This is a genomic window from Streptomyces sp. NPDC000878, assembly GCF_053599695.1.
In genome coordinates this window covers 1-16217 of sequence record NZ_JBSFMT010000063.1, presented here as the reverse complement: position 1 = coordinate 16217, position 16217 = coordinate 1, and the positions used below count along the sequence as shown (strand labels likewise).

Genomic DNA, 16217 nt, shown 5'->3' with positions numbered 1-16217 from the left:
GCATGGAGCAGTACGAGCCCGACCGCCTTTCCCCGGCCCAGGTGGCCGCCATGCGGCGCAGCTTCCGAAACGGCAGGGCCGCCCTGACCCGACGGTCCCTGCTGCGCGCCTCCGCGGGCGGCGCCCTGGTGGCCGGCGGCCTCGGCGCGCTGACCGGCTGCGGCATCCCCGCGGCCGGCAAGACCGCGGGAGGCGTCTCCGCGGACGACCACTCGGCCAAGGAGAAGACCGTCAACTTCTCCAACTGGACCGAGTACATGGACGTCGACGAGAGCGAGAAGCACCACCCCACGCTCGACGCGTTCACCAAGAGGACCGGCATCAAGGTCAAGTACACCGAGGACATCAACGACAACGTCGAGTTCTTCGGCAAGATCAAGCCGCAGCTCGCGGCGGGCCAGGACACCGGCCGCGACATCATCGTCCTCACCGACTGGCTGGCCGGCCGGCTGATCCGCCTCGGCTGGGTCCAGAAACTGGACGCGTCGAACCTTCCGCACGCCTTCGCGAACCTGGCGGAGCAGTTCCGCACCCCCGACTGGGACCCGGGCCGCGCCTACTCGTACCCCTGGCAGGGCATCTCGACCGTCATCGCCTACAACAAGAAGGCGCTCGACGGTGTCGAGGTGAAGTCGGTCTCCGACATGCTCGACAATCCCAAGCTCAAGGGGCGCGTCGGGTTCCTCTCCGAGATGCGCGACAGCATCGGCATGACCCTGCTCGACATGGGCAAGGACCCGGCGAACTTCACCGACGACGACTACGACGCGGCGGTCGCCCGCCTGCAGAAGGCCGTCGACAAGGGGCAGATCCGCCGCTTCTCCGGCAACGACTACACGGCCGACCTGACCTCGGGCGACTTCGCGGCCTGTATCGCCTGGGCCGGGGACGTCGTCCAGCTCAAGGCGGACAGCCCGGACATCGACTTCATCATCCCGGACAGCGGCTACATCACGTCCAGCGACAACATGCTGATCCCCAACAAGGCGCGCCACAAGACGAACGCCGAGCGGCTCATGGACTACTACTACGAGCCCGAACCGGCCGCCGAACTGGCCGCCTACATCAACTACGTGTGTCCCGTCGACGGAGTGAAGCCCTACCTCGCGAAGATCGACAAGTCGGCGGCGGACAACCCGCTGATCATCCCCGACGCGGCGATGGCCGCGAAGTCCCACGCCTTCCGCTTGCTGAGCCAGAAGGAAGAGACGGCCTACGAGGGCAAGTTCGCCAAGCTGACCGGCGCGTAGCGGACACGTCAGGCGCCCCGGCACGGCAGTGCGAAACCCCCTCCGACCTCCCAGGGATCAACACCATGACCAGCACAGACACAGAACACGGCGGCGACGTCCGTCTCTCCGGGATCAGCAAGAACTACGGCTCCTTCACCGCCGTACACCCCCTCGACCTCACCGTCCCGCAGGGCTCGTTCTTCGCTCTGCTCGGCGCCTCCGGCTGCGGCAAGACGACCACCCTGCGGATGATCGCCGGGCTGGAGGAACCTTCCTCCGGGACCGTCTACCTCGGCGAGCAGGAGGTCACCAACCTGCCGCCGTACAAGCGGCCGGTGAACACCGTCTTCCAGTCGTACGCCCTTTTCCCGCACCTCGACATCTTCGAGAACGTCGCCTTCGGTCTGCGCCGGCGCGGCATCAGGTCGGTGAAGAAGCAGGTCGAGGACATGCTGGAACTCGTCCAGCTGGGCGAGCAGGCGCGCAAGAAGCCGCACCAGCTCTCCGGCGGCCAGCAGCAGCGCGTCGCCGTGGCCCGTGCGCTGATCAACACCCCCAAGGTGCTGCTCCTCGACGAGCCGCTCGGCGCCCTCGACCTCAAGCTGCGCCGTCAGATGCAGCTGGAGCTGAAGCGCATCCAGACCGAGGTCGGCATCACCTTCGTCCATGTCACGCACGACCAGGAGGAGGCCATGACGATGGCCGACACGGTCGCCGTGATGAACGCGGGGCGCGTGGAGCAGCTCGGCTCGCCCGCCGACCTCTACGAGAACCCACAGACGACCTTCGTCGCGAACTTCCTCGGCACCTCCAACCTCATCGAGGCCGAGGTCGACGCCAAGAGCGGCGACGAGATCGTCCTCAAGGCGGGCGGCGGCAAGCTCCTGCTCCCCGAGGCCCGCTGTTCCGCGCCGACCAGAACCGGCGGCAAGGTGCTCGTCGGGGTCCGCCCCGAGAAGATCACCCTCACGCACGCGGACGACGCCGGCGACATCCCGGCCGGCCGCAACCGCATCACCGGCACGATTGCCGACACGAGTTTCATCGGCGTCTCCACGCAGTACGTCATCGACAGCCCGGTCTGTCCCGAGTTCGAGGTGTACGTCCAGAACGTCGACCGCGACGCCAGGCTCGCCCCCGGCGCCGATGTCGTCCTGCACTGGAACCCGGCCCACACCTTCGGGCTGGACGCCGCCCAGGACATAGACGCAGGCGTCGAGACGGTCGGCGAAGAGGCGGTTGTCTGATGGCCACCGCGACGCCCGACGCGCCGCCCCTGGCGCCCGCGCCGGCCAAGAAGCCCCCGAGGAAGAGGGGCCGCTGGACGCCGTACTGGCTGCTCCTGCCCGGCATTCTCTGGCTGTTCGTGTTCTTCGCGCTGCCGATGGTCTACCAGGCCTCCACGTCCGTGCAGACGGGCTCCCTGGAGGAGGGCTACAAGGTCACCTGGCACTTCGCGACCTACTGGGACGCCGTGGCCGACTACTGGCCGCAGTTCCTGCGCTCGGTGCTGTACGCCGGTGCCGCGACGATCCTCTGCCTGGTGCTGGGGTATCCGCTCGCCTACCTGATCGCGTTCCGTGCCGGGCGCTGGCGCAACCTGATCATGATCCTGGTCATCGCGCCGTTCTTCACCAGCTTCCTGATCCGTACGCTCGCCTGGAAGACGATCCTCGCGGACGGCGGCCCGGTCGTCGGCGCCCTCAACTCGCTGCACGTCCTGGACGTCACCAGCTGGCTCGGCTTCACGGCCGGGGACAGGGTGCTGGCCACGCCGCTCGCGGTGGTCTGCGGTCTGACGTACAACTTCCTGCCGTTCATGATCCTGCCCCTCTACACCTCGCTCGAACGCATCGACGGACGGCTGCACGAGGCGGCCGGCGACCTGTACGCCAGGCCCTTCACCACCTTCCGCAAGGTCACCTTCCCGCTGTCGATGCCCGGGGTCGTCTCCGGCACGCTCCTCACCTTCATCCCGGCGAGCGGCGACTACGTCAACGCCGATCTGCTCGGCTCGACGGACACCCGCATGATCGGAAACGTCATCCAGACGCAGTTCCTGCGCATCCTCGACTATCCGACGGCCGCCGCCCTCTCCTTCATCCTCATGGCGGCGATCCTCATCATGGTCACCCTCTACATCCGCAAGTCCGGGACGGAGGACCTGGTTTAAATGGCCTTCGTGAATTCCATCGGGCGCTGGCTCAAGAGCCATTTCGTCGTCATCGCGGGACTGATCACACTCGGCTATCTGCTCCTGCCGAACGTCGTCGTCACGGTGTTCTCCTTCAACAAGCCGAAGGGCCGCTTCAACTACGAGTGGCAGCAGTTCTCGACGGACGCCTGGCGTGATCCCTGCGGGGTCGCCGACATGTGCGGCTCGCTCTCCCTCAGCCTCCGGATCGCCTTCTGGGCGACCGTCGGGGCGACCGTCCTCGGCACGATGATCGCCTTCGCGCTGGTGCGGTACCGCTTCCGCGCGCGGGGCGCCGTCAACTCGATGATCTTCCTCCCCATGGCGATGCCCGAGGTCGTCATGGCGGCCTCGCTGCTCACCCTGTTCCTCAACCTGGGCGCCCAGCTGGGCTTCTGGACGATCCTGATCGCCCACATCATGTTCTGCCTCAGCTTCGTCGTCGTCGCGGTGAAGGCACGCGTGATGTCGATGGACCCGAGGCTGGAGGAGGCCGCCCGGGACCTCTACGCGGGCCCGGTGCAGACCTTCGTACGCGTGACCCTGCCCATCGCGGCCCCCGGGATCGCGGCGGGCGCGCTGCTCGCCTTCGCGCTCTCCTTCGACGATTTCATCATCACCAATTTCAACGCGGGCTCGACCGTCACCTTCCCCATGTTCGTCTGGGGCTCGGCACAACGCGGAACGCCCGTTCAGATCAATGTCATCGGTACGGCCATGTTCCTGGTCGCCGTACTGCTAGTGCTGAGTGGAATGGTCATCGGCAACCGCCGAAACAGGCAGAAGAATTCGTAGGGAGTTGGAATCATGGCCCCAAGCGCCATGACCCATGGAAACGTAAATCGCTGGACGAAATCTCTTTCGGACGCCCAGCCGGTCGCCTACTGGCTGGACGACCCCGGCAAGCCGCACCCCGAGCCCGCCCTGACCGGCGGCGAGAGCTGCGATCTGCTTGTGGTGGGCGGCGGCTACAGCGGGCTGTGGACCGCGCTGATCGCCAAGGAGCGCGACCCGCAGCGGGACGTCGTGCTCGTCGAGGGCCGCGAGGTGGGCTGGGCCGCCTCCGGCCGCAACGGCGGCTTCTGCGCGGCCTCCCTCACCCACGGCCTGGCCAACGGCCTCGCCCGCTGGCCGGACGAGATCCACCGCCTCCAGGAGCTGGGCGCGCAGAACCTCGACGAGATCGAGAAGGCGGTGGCCCGCCACTCCCTGGACTGCGACTTCGAACGCACCGGCGAGATCGACGTGGCCACCGAGCCGCACCAGGCGGCCGAACTCCGCGCCTGGTACGAGGAGTTGGCGGACAAGGGCCTCGCGACCGGCATCGAGTTCCTGGACACGGAGGCGGTACGGGACCAGGTCGCGTCCCCAACCTTCCTGGCCGGCCTGCACGACCGCACCGGCGTCGCGATGCTCAACCCGGCGAAACTGGCCTGGGGGCTCAAGCGGGCCTGCCTGCGCCTGGGCGTCCGCGTGTACGAGCACACACCGGCGCTGACCCTGCGGCCGTACGGCGCCGGAATGGCCGTACGCACCCCCTACGGGTCGGTCCGCGCCCGGCGGATCGCGCTCGGGACGAACATCTTCCCGAGTCTGGTGAAGCGCGTACGGGCGTACACCGTCCCCGTCTACGACTATGCGCTGATGACCGAACCCCTGAGCGAGGAGCAGCTCGCCTCGGTCGGCTGGCGGGGGCGGCAGGGCCTCGGGGACAGCGCCAACCAGTTCCACTACTTCCGGCTGAGCGCCGACAACCGCGTCCTGTGGGGCGGTTACGACGCGATCTATCCGTACGGCGGCCGGGTGCGCGCCGAGTACGACGACCGGCCGGAGACCTACGCCAAGCTGGCCGACCACTTCTTCACCTGCTTCCCGCAGCTGGAGGGCGTCCGCTTCACCCACGCGTGGGGCGGCGCGATCGACACCTGCTCGCGCTTCTCGGCGTTCTTCGGCACCGCGCACGGGGGGCGTGTGGCGTATGCGGCGGGGTTCACCGGCCTCGGTGTCGGTGCGACGCGCTTCGGTGCGGACGTGATGCTGGATCTGCTGGCGGGGGAGCGGACGGAGCGTACGTCGTTGGAGATGGTTCGCAAGAAGCCGTTGCCGTTTCCGCCGGAGCCGTTCGCGTGGACGGGGATCGCGTTGACGAAGTGGTCGCTGGCGCGGGCGGACGCGCATGGGGGGCGGCGGAATCTGTGGCTTCGGGCGATGGATCGGTTCGGGTTGGGATTCGACAGTTAGCAGGTTGTTCGTCGGGTGCGGGCCCGTGGGGGCTTGTCGCGCAGTTCCCCGCGCCCCTTAGGGGGCGCTTGCGCCCAGCTCAGTGGCTATGAGCTGGTTCACTCCCGAAACCTGGCGGAACCCGCGTAATGCTTCAGGGAAACCTCTCTCTCCCTCGTGACGCGATCAGCGTTCACAGAGAAAGGGAGGACCCCTCATGACAGGGGCGAAAACGGCGGTCGAGTGGCTGGCGTCCGTGGCTCCGGATCCCGAGGCCTGCCGGTGGGAATGGGAGCGCAATCCCCTGGGGATCGCGCTGCTGCCCGCCGGCAAGGCCTGGGACGTACTGATCCTGCCGGGCGAACTCGGCTACCCCACCCTCGACGTCCTCACCCGCGTCATCGACCAACCCGGCCCGGTGCTCGTCGACTTCGGCGACTCCCGGATGGGGTTCTTCGTGCCGCCGGGCACTGCGGCCCGGTGGCTGGGGACGGGGGTGCGTACGGCGGGACGCGGCACGTGGATCGTCGTGCCGTACCCCAACCGCGCGACGGGAGGCGTCCGTTGGCTGATCCCGCCGGACGGCTCGGGCACCCTCACCGACCCGGCACTCCTCGAACTGGCCATGCACGAGGCGGCGGCGGGTCTGGCGACCGACGAGGACAGGTGATGCCGAGGCCCGCGCGGTTCTCGTAGTCACCGCATGACCACGCTCTCGTCGGCCGTCCGTGCGGTCGACGCGAACCGTGGCCATGTGGCGTACAGGTGTGTGCTGTTGGGGTGCCGTAGGTGTGTCATGCAGTCAACAGCTGGGTACAGCCGGGTAATTGACGGAGACAGGAGCCGCCGTGGCGCTCGGAGACAGAGTGAGGCGTGTCCGTGCCCGAGGGCGCGCGGTCGCGGCCGGTCTCGCCGTCGCCGCCGTGACGACGGTCGTCCTGTGGGTCTCCGGTCTGGCCCCGGGCTGGCTCGCCCCTGCCCTGGGCGCGGTCGTCACCGCCGCGCTGGTCGAGGAAACGGTCCGCCTCCAGCGTCGCCGAACACCCCGCGGCGACCCGGTGGACTTCCACGTCCGTGTCTCGGACGCCAGCTACGTCCATGTGCCCGCGGGAGCCGGTGAGCCGCCCCGCGTCATTCCGGCGAGCGGGCACACCGTGAAGCTGTACGTCACGGCGACGGAACGTACCGTCGTCCTGGCGGGACTTCGGGTCGTCGTCATCGAACGGAGGCCGCCGCGCGGGGAGTTGTCGCCGCACGCGGGGATACTGCCGGTGCGCGCGTACACCGTGCTGCTCGACGAGGACCCGCCCCGGCTCGATCCGCGCGGCGAGGACACGCCGGCCACGTTCTCGTACACGGTCGGCCCGGACGACCCGGAGACGTTCGAACTGCGCGCGGAGACCGAACGCTGGCAGGTGGCCTGGGAGTTGGAGCTGGACTGGGTGTGCGGCCGGCGCACCGGAACGGTCAGGGTGGACCTCGCGGGCCACCCGTTCCGCACGGCGGCCCGGCCGCCGCGCGGCCTGAGCTGGGAGGACCTGGCGTGAAGTGGTGGCGTGGACGGGAGCGGAAGCGGCCGAACCAGGTTCCGGGGCATCCGGGGGAGCCCCCGCGCCCCGAGAACTTCGAGATACGGGTCGGCGGGCTGAGCCATGTCTTCGCCGTGCTCGACCCCAGCACGACCGTCGGCCCGGAACCCCTGCACATCCCCCTCACCGGCCACAACGTGTACGTCGACCTGGTGGCGAGCGGCGACCCTGACCTCGTACTGCACGCTCTGCGCGCCGAGGTGACCGGCCGCAGCCCGATGAAGCCGAACGGGGTGAGCCTCGTACCGCAGCCCGGTCCCAGCATCTCGTTCGCCGAGGATCTGGCGGAGGCGCGTCGGCGCGGTCTGGAGAACTACCAGCCCATGCAGGTGCCGGACGCGGAGGTGTTCCTCGACGAGACTCCGCCGCTGGTGCGCCCCGCGCTCGACGTGAAGGGCATACCCGTGGTGCCGGATTTCGGGCTGCCGCTGCGGATCGCCTCGGGCACGGCCCGGCGGATCGTGCTCGCGCCGCACACGGCGGACCGAGGACGCGTCGACTGGCGGCTGCTCGCCGATGTCACCTGCGGCGACCAGCGGGCCACGATGAGCTGGGACCTCTTGGTGACCGCCGAGACCACCATGCGGGCCTTCCACCCGGGCGGCACCGGGCCCGAGTTCACCCCGGTGCATGTGCTGGCGCCGCACTGGAGGGTGGCCTGGCCGCCGACGGGCTCAGGGTGAGGGTGCGGGTGCGGGCGGCCTGCGGAGGACGAAGAGCCGCAGCAGGATCAGCAGCGCCGAGCACAGGCACCAGCTCGCCACCACGTCCAGCGGCCAGTGGAAACCCCGGACGACCAGCCCGACGGCGACGGCCGCGTTGAGGGCGAGGCAGCTGACCAGGACGAGCAGACGGGCGTACGTACGGCGCAGCCACGGCAGCAGGAGCAGTGTGGCGGAGCCGTAGGCCACGACGGCCGTCGCGGTGTGACCGGAGGGGTAGAAGCCGGTGCCGGGGCCCATGACCGGCGGCCCGGAGCGGGCGACCAGTTCCTTCAGCGGTACGACGATCGCCGGTACGGCCGCCATCAGCAGGCCCGCGCCGACCGGTTCCCGCCACCAGCGCTCCGTACCCGCCCGACGCGCGCGCAGTCCGACGTACACCAGGACGACGAGGAGGACCGGAACGGCGACCGCGATGCCGCCGAGATCCGCGAGGAGCGCCCAGCCGCGGGTCGGGTGGACCAGGGAGTCGCTGAGGCGTTCGTCCGCGCGGGCGAGGGGGCCGTGGACGGCGACCTGCCAGGTGATCAGCGCGAAGAGGAGGACCGCGAGGGTCAGGAGAGTGAGGAGAATCCGAGAGTTCGACCGGCCCGGAACAGGGGGGAGAGTACCGGGCCGGTCGATCAGATCGGATCGTCGCCCGCCCCGGGGGGTTTGGGGCGGGCCACTGTCCGATCGGTGAGGAGACCCGGAGCCGGAAGCTCCGGTTGTGTGCGCGAGGGCACGACCGGATCGAAGCTGGGGAGGCCCCGACCAGGTGCCACCCACAGTTTCCTGCGGGCGGGGTGTATCTCTCATCTGGATAGAACCTACGGCAGGGGAGGGGCTTGAAACAGGCGGATCGGCGACCCGCCATCCACCCCGCACACCTTCTTCACACGCTCTGACGGCGTCCGCACGGGCTCCGCACGGGCCCGGAAACAAGCGGAATCCGGGCCGGTCGGCCGGTACGAACGGGTGGTGCGGAGGGGTGGCGGGAGCCGGGGACGGGTCAGACGCTGGTGAAGGCCTGCTCGATGATGTCGAGGCCCTCGTTGAGGAGGTCCTCGCCGATCACCAGCGGGGGCAGGAAGCGGAGGACGTTGCCGTAGGTGCCACAGGTAAGGACCACCAAACCCTCTTGGTGACAGGCCTTGGCCAGAGCTGCGGTCGCCTCCGGGTGGGGCTCCTTGGTGGTGCGGTCCTTGACCAGCTCGATGGCGATCATGGCACCGCGCCCGCGAATGTCACCGATGATCTCGAACTTGTCCGCCATGGCGGAAAGCCGGGCCTTCATGACGGCCTCGATGCGCTTGGCCTTGCTGTTGAGGTCGAGTTCCTTCATGGTCTCGATCGAGCCGAGGGCGCCCGCACAGGCGACGGGGTTGCCGCCGTACGTTCCCCCCAGGCCGCCCGCGTGCGCGGCGTCCATGATCTCGGCGCGCCCGGTGACGGCGGCGAGCGGCAGCCCGCCCGCGATGCCCTTCGCGGTGGTGATCAGATCGGGCACGATGCCCTCGTCCTCGCACGCGAACCACTGTCCCGTACGGCAGAACCCGGACTGGATCTCGTCGGCGACGAAGACGATGCCGTTGTCGGCGGCGAACTGCCGAACGGCCGGCAGGAAGCCCTTCGCGGGCTCGATGAAGCCGCCCTCGCCGAGTACGGGCTCGATGATGATCGCGGCCACGTTCTCGGCCCCGACCTGCTTGCTGATCTGGTCGATGGCCTGAGCGGCGGCCTCGGGCCCGGCGTTCTCCGCCCCGGTCGGCCACCGGTAGCCGTAGGCCACCGGCACGCGGTACACCTCGGGCGCGAACGGCCCGAAGCCGTGCTTGTACGGCATGTTCTTCGAGGTCAGGGCCATCGTGAGGTTGGTCCGCCCGTGGTACCCGTGGTCGAACACGACCACGGCCTGCCGCTTGGTGTAGGCCCGCGCGATCTTCACGGCGTTCTCGACGGCCTCGGCGCCACTGTTGAAGAGGGCGCTCTTCTTGGCGTGATCGCCCGGCGTCAGCTCGGCGAGCGCCTCGGCGACCTCGACGTACCCCTCGTACGGCGTGACCATGAAACAGGTGTGCGTGAAGGCGGCGAGCTGGGCGGAGGCCCGGCGCACGACGGCCTCGGCGCTCGCACCGACCGACGTGACGGCGATACCGGACCCGAAGTCGATCAGCCGGTTCCCGTCGACGTCCTCGATGATCCCGCCGCCCGCACGCACGGTGAAGACGGGCAGCACGGACCCGACCCCGCCCGCGACGGCGGCGAGCCGCCGGGCCTGCAGTTCCTGCGACTTGGGACCGGGGATGGCGGTGAGTACGCGGCGCTCCTGGGGGAGGGCGGGAAGGGCGGTCATGAGGGCTCCCTGGTGATCTTGCGAACCGGAGTTTCCTGGCTGGGCTTCCGGGTGGGGTTCGCGGGCGGAGAATTTCGGACGCTTCGTTTCTTTCTCCGCAGGCTAGGGGTGGGAGAGGGGGGTGGGCATGCTCCATGTGGGCGTTGTCAGGGGATTCGGTTGTCCGCGGTGGACATAGCGCCGGCCCGGAGTGGGCGGGCGCCGCCGGGCTCGGAGACCAGACAGCGCCGGTCCGGGTGGCCGGCCATCCACAGCCGGGTGGCCCGCGGGTCGAGGCGGACCCGCGGGGCCAGTGCCAGGGTGAGGCCGCCGACGCTGATCCGCTGATTCGTGCCATGGCGGCGGATCTCGCAGTCGACCAGGCGCCACGAGTGCTCGGTGAGCGTCGCCGCCATCCGGCGGACGGCCACGATCAGGCCGATGTGGAGGGGGAGGAGCGTCAGTTCGAGGACCAGGGGCAGGGCGAACAGGCCGATCCTGTCGTGGCCCTCGTCCGCCACCACCTCGGCGATCTGGAGACACACCAGGGCCGGCCAGATGAGGAGGAGCGCCACGACGAGGACGTGCGTCCGGCGGCGTATCGCGCGGCGCGTGGGCGGGTGGGACAGCGCGCTCACTCCGGGCGTGGGGACGGCGGCATCCGGCCGGGGGGTGTCCTCCGTCGGGACCAGGAGGTTGCGCTGGTACTGCTCGCGCATGTGGCGCGGGGCCTTCTCCGTGCGGCGGGAGGCCGCGACGACGAGTCGCTCGCCCGGGACGCCGCACCACCACAGGACGGCGATCTGTTCCCGGCGCTCCGCCGGGGCCTCCGCGCGCATACGCCGCCTCCACCAGCTCGGCGTGCTGGAGAGGACCAACGCAAGTCGTCGCTCCGGCGCGGCGGGGTCGGGTACCTCGAACCATGCGTGACGCACGTCCTGGGCCTTCGGATGGTCCGAGACACCGTGCGGTGGGTTCACGGTGGTGTGCCAGGGACGGTCGCGCAGGACGCGGCGAACCCGCCAGGCGTTCGGGAGTTCGGCGAGCAGTTCCAGGGGGACGCGTATCGCCGTGAAGAGGAAGAAGGCCACGGTCACCCAGACCAGTCGCCCCCGCACCGCGTCCGTGGCGTTGGCGAACAGGGTCCAGTACCCGGCGCAGACGGCGACGATCAGCAGACCGCGTCCCGTCTGGCGCCGCCACGCGCGCCGGGTCGCGGGATCGTCCCACGCCACAGCCCCCTCGCCGTGCGCCGAGTCGTTCTGGTGGGTCACCTGAGAAGCCCCCTGTTTTGTCTTCCGCGGCCTGCGAGAAGGGACGACGATATCCGGAACGTGTAGGTCCGCTCCGCGAGGTCGGCCCTGTAAGCGGTGAACTCCCCTTGTGGGGGCGTTAGATTGACCGCTGTTGAGTGTTGGTGGCCGGAACGGCTGGTCAGGCTGGTCAGGGGGCAAGGCGATGGACAGCGACGGGACGCAGGACGCGCGGGGTACGCATGCGAATCCTGTGCCGCGTCCGGCGGGGCCGCCGGACGTGCCCTCCGTGCCGCCTCGGCCGGGGAGGGTGCCGGGGCCCGTCGAGCGGGGGGTGCCCGCTCGGGCGTCCGTCGCCGAGTGGCTCAACGAGCCTCGGCCCGAGGCCGAGCCGGGGATCTGGCGGTACGGGTACCGGCTGCCCAAGGGGGCCCAGGCGGCGGAACGTCTCTCCCCGGTCACCGTTGTCGGGATACTCGTTCCGCTCGTTGTCGGGCTGTTCCTGTGGTCGCTCTGGCGGCGGGGCGCCATGCCCTACCAGTCGGTGCTGCTGAAGGTGTTCACGCCGGAGGACTGGTGGTGGCCCGGCACCGTCTCGCCCAAGGGCTGGGAGGGCAGCGCTGCCGTCCTCGTCTACAACGGTGTTTTCTTTCTTGTGCTGCTCTATGCCATGGGGCGGCTCGGTAGTTGGCCCGACATCGCCCGGCATTTCGTCGCGCGCCGGCCACAGCCCGCTCGGGCGCTGCTTGCACTGCTCGGCGCTCTCGTCACGCTCAGTTTCGTGTTTCCCCACGCCTTTCCGGGCGTCGGCTGGGACGCCCTGCCGATCGTCGACGCCGTCTTCGCCCTCGTCGCCCTGATCTCCGGCGGGTTCGATGTGTTCGGGTCGACCGCGTTCAAGTTCGGGCTGTACACGGTCATCACCCTGCTTGTCGTTTGGCCGTTCGCTCGGATCGGGGGCTGGTGGTCGTACGCCAAGGAGCGGCTCGCCGCTCGTAAGGCCGCTGCCGGGCCCACCGGGCCCGCGCCCGCCGACCGGCCCCGCGAACAGTGGCCCGACCTCCGCGAGGCCGGTCAGTACGAGGCCGCCGAAGTGCTCACCGCCGAGGTCATCGGCGGTCGTATGAACGACGTGGACTGTGCCCGGGTCGAGCACGCGTGGGCGGTCGCGAGGCGGGACGGGTCGCTCGCGGGCTTTCGGGACACCGTCCTGCGACAGGGAGCGGCTGCCTGGAGCCATCCCTCCGGAGCGCGGGACCTGGCCCGGCGTACCGCGCAGCACGATCTGTCCGTGGGGCAGGTGCGGATCGGGCGGTGGGTGGCGGCCGAGCGTGCCCCGCTCGTCTATCACGGCGCCGGCGCCGCGCTCGGGCCCGCGGTGCTCGGGACGTCGTTGCTCGCGGTCGGACCGTCCGGGGCGGGCAAGACACGGCAGCTCGTCGAACCCGTGACCGAGGCGCTGGCCCTGCGGGCGCTCACCGGGCAGTGCGCTTTCGTGGCCGTCTCCGCGCCGGGGACGCCCGTTGCCGCCGACTCCGCGTTCGATGTCGTCGTACGGATCGGGGACCGTGACTCCGTCCATGACCTCGATCCCTACGCCGACTCCGACGACCCCGACGAGGCCGCCGCCTTCCTCGCCGAGGCCTTGGTGGGCGACCTCGACACCGTCGGTACCGAGAGTGCCGCCACCGCGCTCGCCCAGGTGCTCGGCCCGTACCGGGCGGCGCACGGCCGCTTCCCCGCCCTGCCGGTGCTGCGGGAGCTGCTGGAGAGCGACCCCGCCGCGCTGACCGCCCTGCGGGACGCCCTCGCGGGGGACGAGTTCACCGTCATGCGGCGCGAACTCGACGTACGCATCCGGCAGTCGGCGAGCCCGGCGGACGTCGGCCGTGTTGTCGCGGATCGGCTCGCGCTGCTCAACCGGCCCGTCTTCGACGGCTTCTTCGGCGGGGGCGGTGCAGCTCGTCCCTTCTCGCTTCGCGCGCTCACCCAGCATCCGCTGCGCGTCCGCGTCGATCTGCCGGAGCACGGTCACGAGGAGGCCGCCCGGCTGATCACGCGGCTCGTCCTCGCCCAGTTCAGCGCGGTCGTACGCGACGGACGGCGCGCGCACTTCGCCTGCCTGGTCCTCGACGACGCGACCGGGACGGTCACCGCCGGTTCGGTACGCCGTATCCAGCGGATGCGCTCCCAGAACGCGGGCGTCGTGCTCGCCCTGCGGACCATCGGCGACGTCCCGGAGGCGCTGCACGGGCCGCTGTACGGCGCCGTCGGCTGCCGGATGGCGTTCTCCGGCGTGACGACCTGGGACGGCGGCCGGTTCGCCCAGGCCTGGGGCACCGCCTGGGTGGAGACACGGGACGTGGCCAAGCACACGGTCTTCGCGGACCAGCCGATGACCCGCGCCATCCACGCCCTGCGCAAGCTGGTCACCGGCAAGGCCGTCACGACCGACGCCGTGACCGTACGTACGGTCGAACGGGAGCGCTGGTCGGCGTCCGAACTGGCGCACGAGGTGCCGCCGGGGCATGCGGTGCTGTCCCTCACGACGGTCGAGGGCGAGCACGCACCGCCATTGCTGGTGGATCTGCGGGGCTGAGCCGTAGGTATGGGGCGCGAGGTACGGCGGTACGTACGGTGAGGCAGAATCGGCACAGGCCGTTCATACGCGGCGGCCAAAAGTTCACGGCGTCCACACAGATCTGAAGGCCCCATGCCCCCGACGCTCGCCTCGCTCCTCCACCACTCCGCGCTCCGGCTGACCGTGCGGGCGGGCGGGGACCGCCTGGACGTACCCGTGCGCTGGGTGCACGCCAGCGAACTGGCCGACCCCGTCCCCTACATGGAGGGCGGGGAGCTGCTCCTGATCACCGCGCTCAAGCTGGACGCCGAGGACCCCGAGGCCATGCGGCGCTATGTGAAGCGGCTGGTCGGGGCGGGGGTCGTCGGGCTCGGCTTCGCCGTCGGGGTCAACTACGCGGAGATCCCCAAGGCGCTGGTGGAAGCGGCGGAGCACGAGGGGCTCCCGCTCCTCGAAGTCCCGTGCCGCACGCCCTTCCTCGCCATCAGCAAGGCGGTGTCGGCCGCCATCGCCGCCGACCAGTACCGGGCCGTGACGGCCGGATTCGCGGCGCAGCGGGAACTGACCCGGCAGGCGCTGAGCGACGGCCCGGAGGGCCTGCTCGCCGCGCTCGCCTCCCAGGTCGACGGCTGGGCCGCGCTGTACGACGCCTCGGGCGCCGTCGTCGCCACCGCGCCCGAGTGGGCCGGGCGGCGGGCGGCACGGCTCACGGCGGACGTGGAACGGCTGCGGGAGCGGCCGGCGCCGGCCAGTGCGGTGGTGGGTGCGGGGGCGGACGGTGGGGGCGAGGACCAGGACCGGGTCGAGCTGCACTCCCTCGGTACCGGGCGGCGTCCGCGCGCCGCGCTGGCGGTGGGGACCGCTGCGGCGCTGGGTACGGCGGAGCGGTACGCCCTGCACTCGGCCATCGCGCTGCTGACGTTGACGACGGAGAGGTCCCGGTCCCTCCAAGCCGCCGAGCAGCGCATCGGGGCGGCTGTGCTGCGGATGCTGCTGGCCGGCGAGCCCGACCACGCGCGTGCCGTCGCTGGTGGGCTGTACGGCGAGCTGCTCGACGCGCCGTTCCGGATCGTCGTCGCCGAGTCGGCGTCCCCGCCGGTGGGGCAGGGGGCGCCGGCCGGGACTGTGGGAGCGGTGAGCAGGCCCACGGCCGGTGGTCTCGTCGCCGCCGACACCAATGGGGACCCGCTGGGCGGCCTCGCCGAGTGCCTGGAGTCCGCCGCCGCGCGGGCCGGGGAGGCGGTGCTGGTGGTGCCGGAGGGGGAGCGGCTGGTCGTGCTCGCGGTGGACGGGGGTGCGGCGGAGGCGGCCTGTGGGGAGTTCGCGGCGGCGGTGGAGGGGGCTCGGGCGGAGGCCTCGGGCTCTGCGTCTGGGGGTTCCTCCTCGGTCGGCTCCCGTGACGAGGACGAGCTTGTGGTGGGGATGTCGGGGCCGGCGGGGCCGATCGCGGCGGCTGCCGCGTACAAGCAGGCCGAGCAGGCGTTGTCGGTGGCCCGGCGGCGGGGGCGGGTGCTGGTCGGGCATGAGCAGCTGGCCGCAGGGTCCGTGGTGCCGTTGCTCGCGGACGATGCGGTGCGGGCGTTCGCGGACGGGTTGCTGCGTCCACTGAACGAGCATGACGCGACGGGTCGGGGGGATCTGGTGGCGTCGTTGCGGGCGTGGCTGTCGCGGCACGGGCAGTGGGATGCGGCTGCGGCGGATCTTGGGGTGCATCGTCATACGTTGCGGTACCGGATGCGGCGGGTGGAGGAGATTCTGGGGCGGTCGCTGGATGATCCGGATGTGCGGATGGAGCTGTGGCTGGCGTTGAAGACTACGGCGGCGGTGGGGGAGTAGGGGGTCTGTTTCGCCCCCGCCGCCCCTACCCGTCCCATCCCGTTCCGGGGGGCTGGGCCCCCAGACCCCCGCTGTCGGCCTGAACGGCCTCGTCCTCAATCGCCGGACGGGCTGGAAATGCGGGCCGGTGCTGAAAGATCAAGCCCCGACCGCAACCCTCCAGCCCAGGCCGGCACCATCCAGCCCGTCCGGCGTTTGAGGACGAGCGCGTTCAGCGCGATGCGGGGGTTCGGGGGCGGAGCCCCCGAGGATGGGACGGGTAGGGGCGGCGGGGGC

The 16217-nt window shown here is 70.6% G+C and carries 13 protein-coding genes; 10 read left to right on the top strand and 3 right to left on the bottom strand.

Going from position 1 to position 16217, the window contains the following annotated elements; genetic code table 11:
• Nucleotides 1-2 precede the first annotated feature (2 nt).
• The 8 genes from ACWDR4_RS37740 to ACWDR4_RS37705 all read left to right on the top strand — a co-directional run bounded on the left by ACWDR4_RS37740 (nucleotide 3) and on the right by ACWDR4_RS37705 (nucleotide 7918).
• Nucleotides 3-1250, top strand: coding sequence for a polyamine ABC transporter substrate-binding protein (locus ACWDR4_RS37740; protein ID WP_450415232.1), 1248 nt, complete (start codon nucleotides 3-5; stop codon nucleotides 1248-1250).
• Between the two features lie 65 nt (nucleotides 1251-1315).
• Complete coding sequence (locus tag ACWDR4_RS37735; protein ID WP_450415230.1) at nucleotides 1316-2479, top strand: ABC transporter ATP-binding protein; 1164 nt, start codon at nucleotides 1316-1318, stop codon at nucleotides 2477-2479.
• On the top strand, nucleotides 2479-3405 hold the full coding sequence (locus ACWDR4_RS37730) for an ABC transporter permease (RefSeq protein WP_450415228.1): 927 nt from the start codon (nucleotides 2479-2481) through the stop codon (nucleotides 3403-3405). The genes ACWDR4_RS37735 and ACWDR4_RS37730 overlap by 1 nt, the downstream gene beginning before the upstream one ends.
• On the top strand, nucleotides 3406-4221 hold the full coding sequence (locus ACWDR4_RS37725) for an ABC transporter permease (RefSeq protein WP_450415226.1): 816 nt from the start codon (nucleotides 3406-3408) through the stop codon (nucleotides 4219-4221).
• Between the two features lie 12 nt (nucleotides 4222-4233).
• Nucleotides 4234-5667, top strand: a complete 1434-nt coding sequence (locus ACWDR4_RS37720) for an NAD(P)/FAD-dependent oxidoreductase (RefSeq protein ID WP_450415224.1) — start codon at nucleotides 4234-4236, stop codon at nucleotides 5665-5667.
• Between the two features lie 196 nt (nucleotides 5668-5863).
• Nucleotides 5864-6316 carry a hypothetical protein gene (locus ACWDR4_RS37715; protein ID WP_450415222.1) on the top strand — a complete coding sequence of 151 codons (453 nt, stop codon included), beginning with the start codon at nucleotides 5864-5866 and terminating at the stop codon, nucleotides 6314-6316.
• Nucleotides 6317-6512: 196 nt separating this feature from the next.
• Nucleotides 6513-7193 carry a hypothetical protein gene (locus ACWDR4_RS37710; protein ID WP_450415221.1) on the top strand — a complete coding sequence of 227 codons (681 nt, stop codon included), beginning with the start codon at nucleotides 6513-6515 and terminating at the stop codon, nucleotides 7191-7193.
• On the top strand, nucleotides 7190-7918 hold the full coding sequence (locus ACWDR4_RS37705; protein WP_450415219.1) for a hypothetical protein: 729 nt from the start codon (nucleotides 7190-7192) through the stop codon (nucleotides 7916-7918). Before ACWDR4_RS37710 ends, ACWDR4_RS37705 begins: the two co-directional genes overlap by 4 nt.
• Here ACWDR4_RS37705 and ACWDR4_RS37700 read toward each other — a convergent pair.
• The 3 genes from ACWDR4_RS37700 to ACWDR4_RS37690 all read right to left on the bottom strand — a co-directional run bounded on the left by ACWDR4_RS37700 (nucleotide 7910) and on the right by ACWDR4_RS37690 (nucleotide 11545).
• Nucleotides 7910-8755, bottom strand: a complete 846-nt coding sequence (locus tag ACWDR4_RS37700; protein WP_450415217.1) for a phosphatase PAP2 family protein — start codon at nucleotides 8753-8755, stop codon at nucleotides 7910-7912. The genes ACWDR4_RS37705 and ACWDR4_RS37700 overlap by 9 nt on opposite strands.
• A 193-nt stretch (nucleotides 8756-8948) precedes the next feature.
• A complete protein-coding gene (gene gabT / locus ACWDR4_RS37695) occupies nucleotides 8949-10292 on the bottom strand; it encodes a 4-aminobutyrate--2-oxoglutarate transaminase (RefSeq protein WP_450415215.1) in 1344 nt (447 codons plus the stop codon).
• Nucleotides 10293-10438: 146 nt separating this feature from the next.
• Complete coding sequence (locus ACWDR4_RS37690; protein WP_450415214.1) at nucleotides 10439-11545, bottom strand: hypothetical protein; 1107 nt, start codon at nucleotides 11543-11545, stop codon at nucleotides 10439-10441.
• A gap of 184 nt (nucleotides 11546-11729) precedes the next feature.
• Here ACWDR4_RS37690 and ACWDR4_RS37685 point away from each other — a divergent pair, with 184 nt between their 5' ends.
• Nucleotides 11730-14123, top strand: coding sequence for an ATP/GTP-binding protein (locus tag ACWDR4_RS37685; protein ID WP_450415212.1), 2394 nt, complete (start codon nucleotides 11730-11732; stop codon nucleotides 14121-14123).
• 114 nt (nucleotides 14124-14237) lie between these two features.
• Nucleotides 14238-15941, top strand: a complete 1704-nt coding sequence (locus ACWDR4_RS37680; protein WP_450415211.1) for a PucR family transcriptional regulator — start codon at nucleotides 14238-14240, stop codon at nucleotides 15939-15941.
• Nucleotides 15942-16217: the final 276 nt, after the last annotated feature.

Excerpts from the sequence above, each read along its gene's own strand:
- ACWDR4_RS37735 (WP_450415230.1), top strand. The coding sequence starts at position 1,316 with ATGACCAGCACAGACACAGAACACGGCGGCGACGTCCGTCTCTCCGGG.
- gabT (WP_450415215.1), bottom strand. The coding sequence starts at position 10,292 with ATGACCGCCCTTCCCGCCCTCCCCCAGGAGCGCCGCGTACTCACCGCC.
- ACWDR4_RS37685 (WP_450415212.1), top strand. The coding sequence starts at position 11,730 with ATGGACAGCGACGGGACGCAGGACGCGCGGGGTACGCATGCGAATCCT.
- ACWDR4_RS37715 (WP_450415222.1), top strand. The coding sequence starts at position 5,864 with ATGACAGGGGCGAAAACGGCGGTCGAGTGGCTGGCGTCCGTGGCTCCG.
- ACWDR4_RS37725 (WP_450415226.1), top strand. The coding sequence starts at position 3,406 with ATGGCCTTCGTGAATTCCATCGGGCGCTGGCTCAAGAGCCATTTCGTC.
- ACWDR4_RS37680 (WP_450415211.1), top strand. The coding sequence starts at position 14,238 with ATGCCCCCGACGCTCGCCTCGCTCCTCCACCACTCCGCGCTCCGGCTG.
- ACWDR4_RS37740 (WP_450415232.1), top strand. The coding sequence starts at position 3 with ATGGAGCAGTACGAGCCCGACCGCCTTTCCCCGGCCCAGGTGGCCGCC.
- ACWDR4_RS37720 (WP_450415224.1), top strand. The coding sequence starts at position 4,234 with ATGGCCCCAAGCGCCATGACCCATGGAAACGTAAATCGCTGGACGAAA.
- ACWDR4_RS37700 (WP_450415217.1), bottom strand. The coding sequence starts at position 8,755 with ATGAGAGATACACCCCGCCCGCAGGAAACTGTGGGTGGCACCTGGTCG.
- ACWDR4_RS37730 (WP_450415228.1), top strand. The coding sequence starts at position 2,479 with ATGGCCACCGCGACGCCCGACGCGCCGCCCCTGGCGCCCGCGCCGGCC.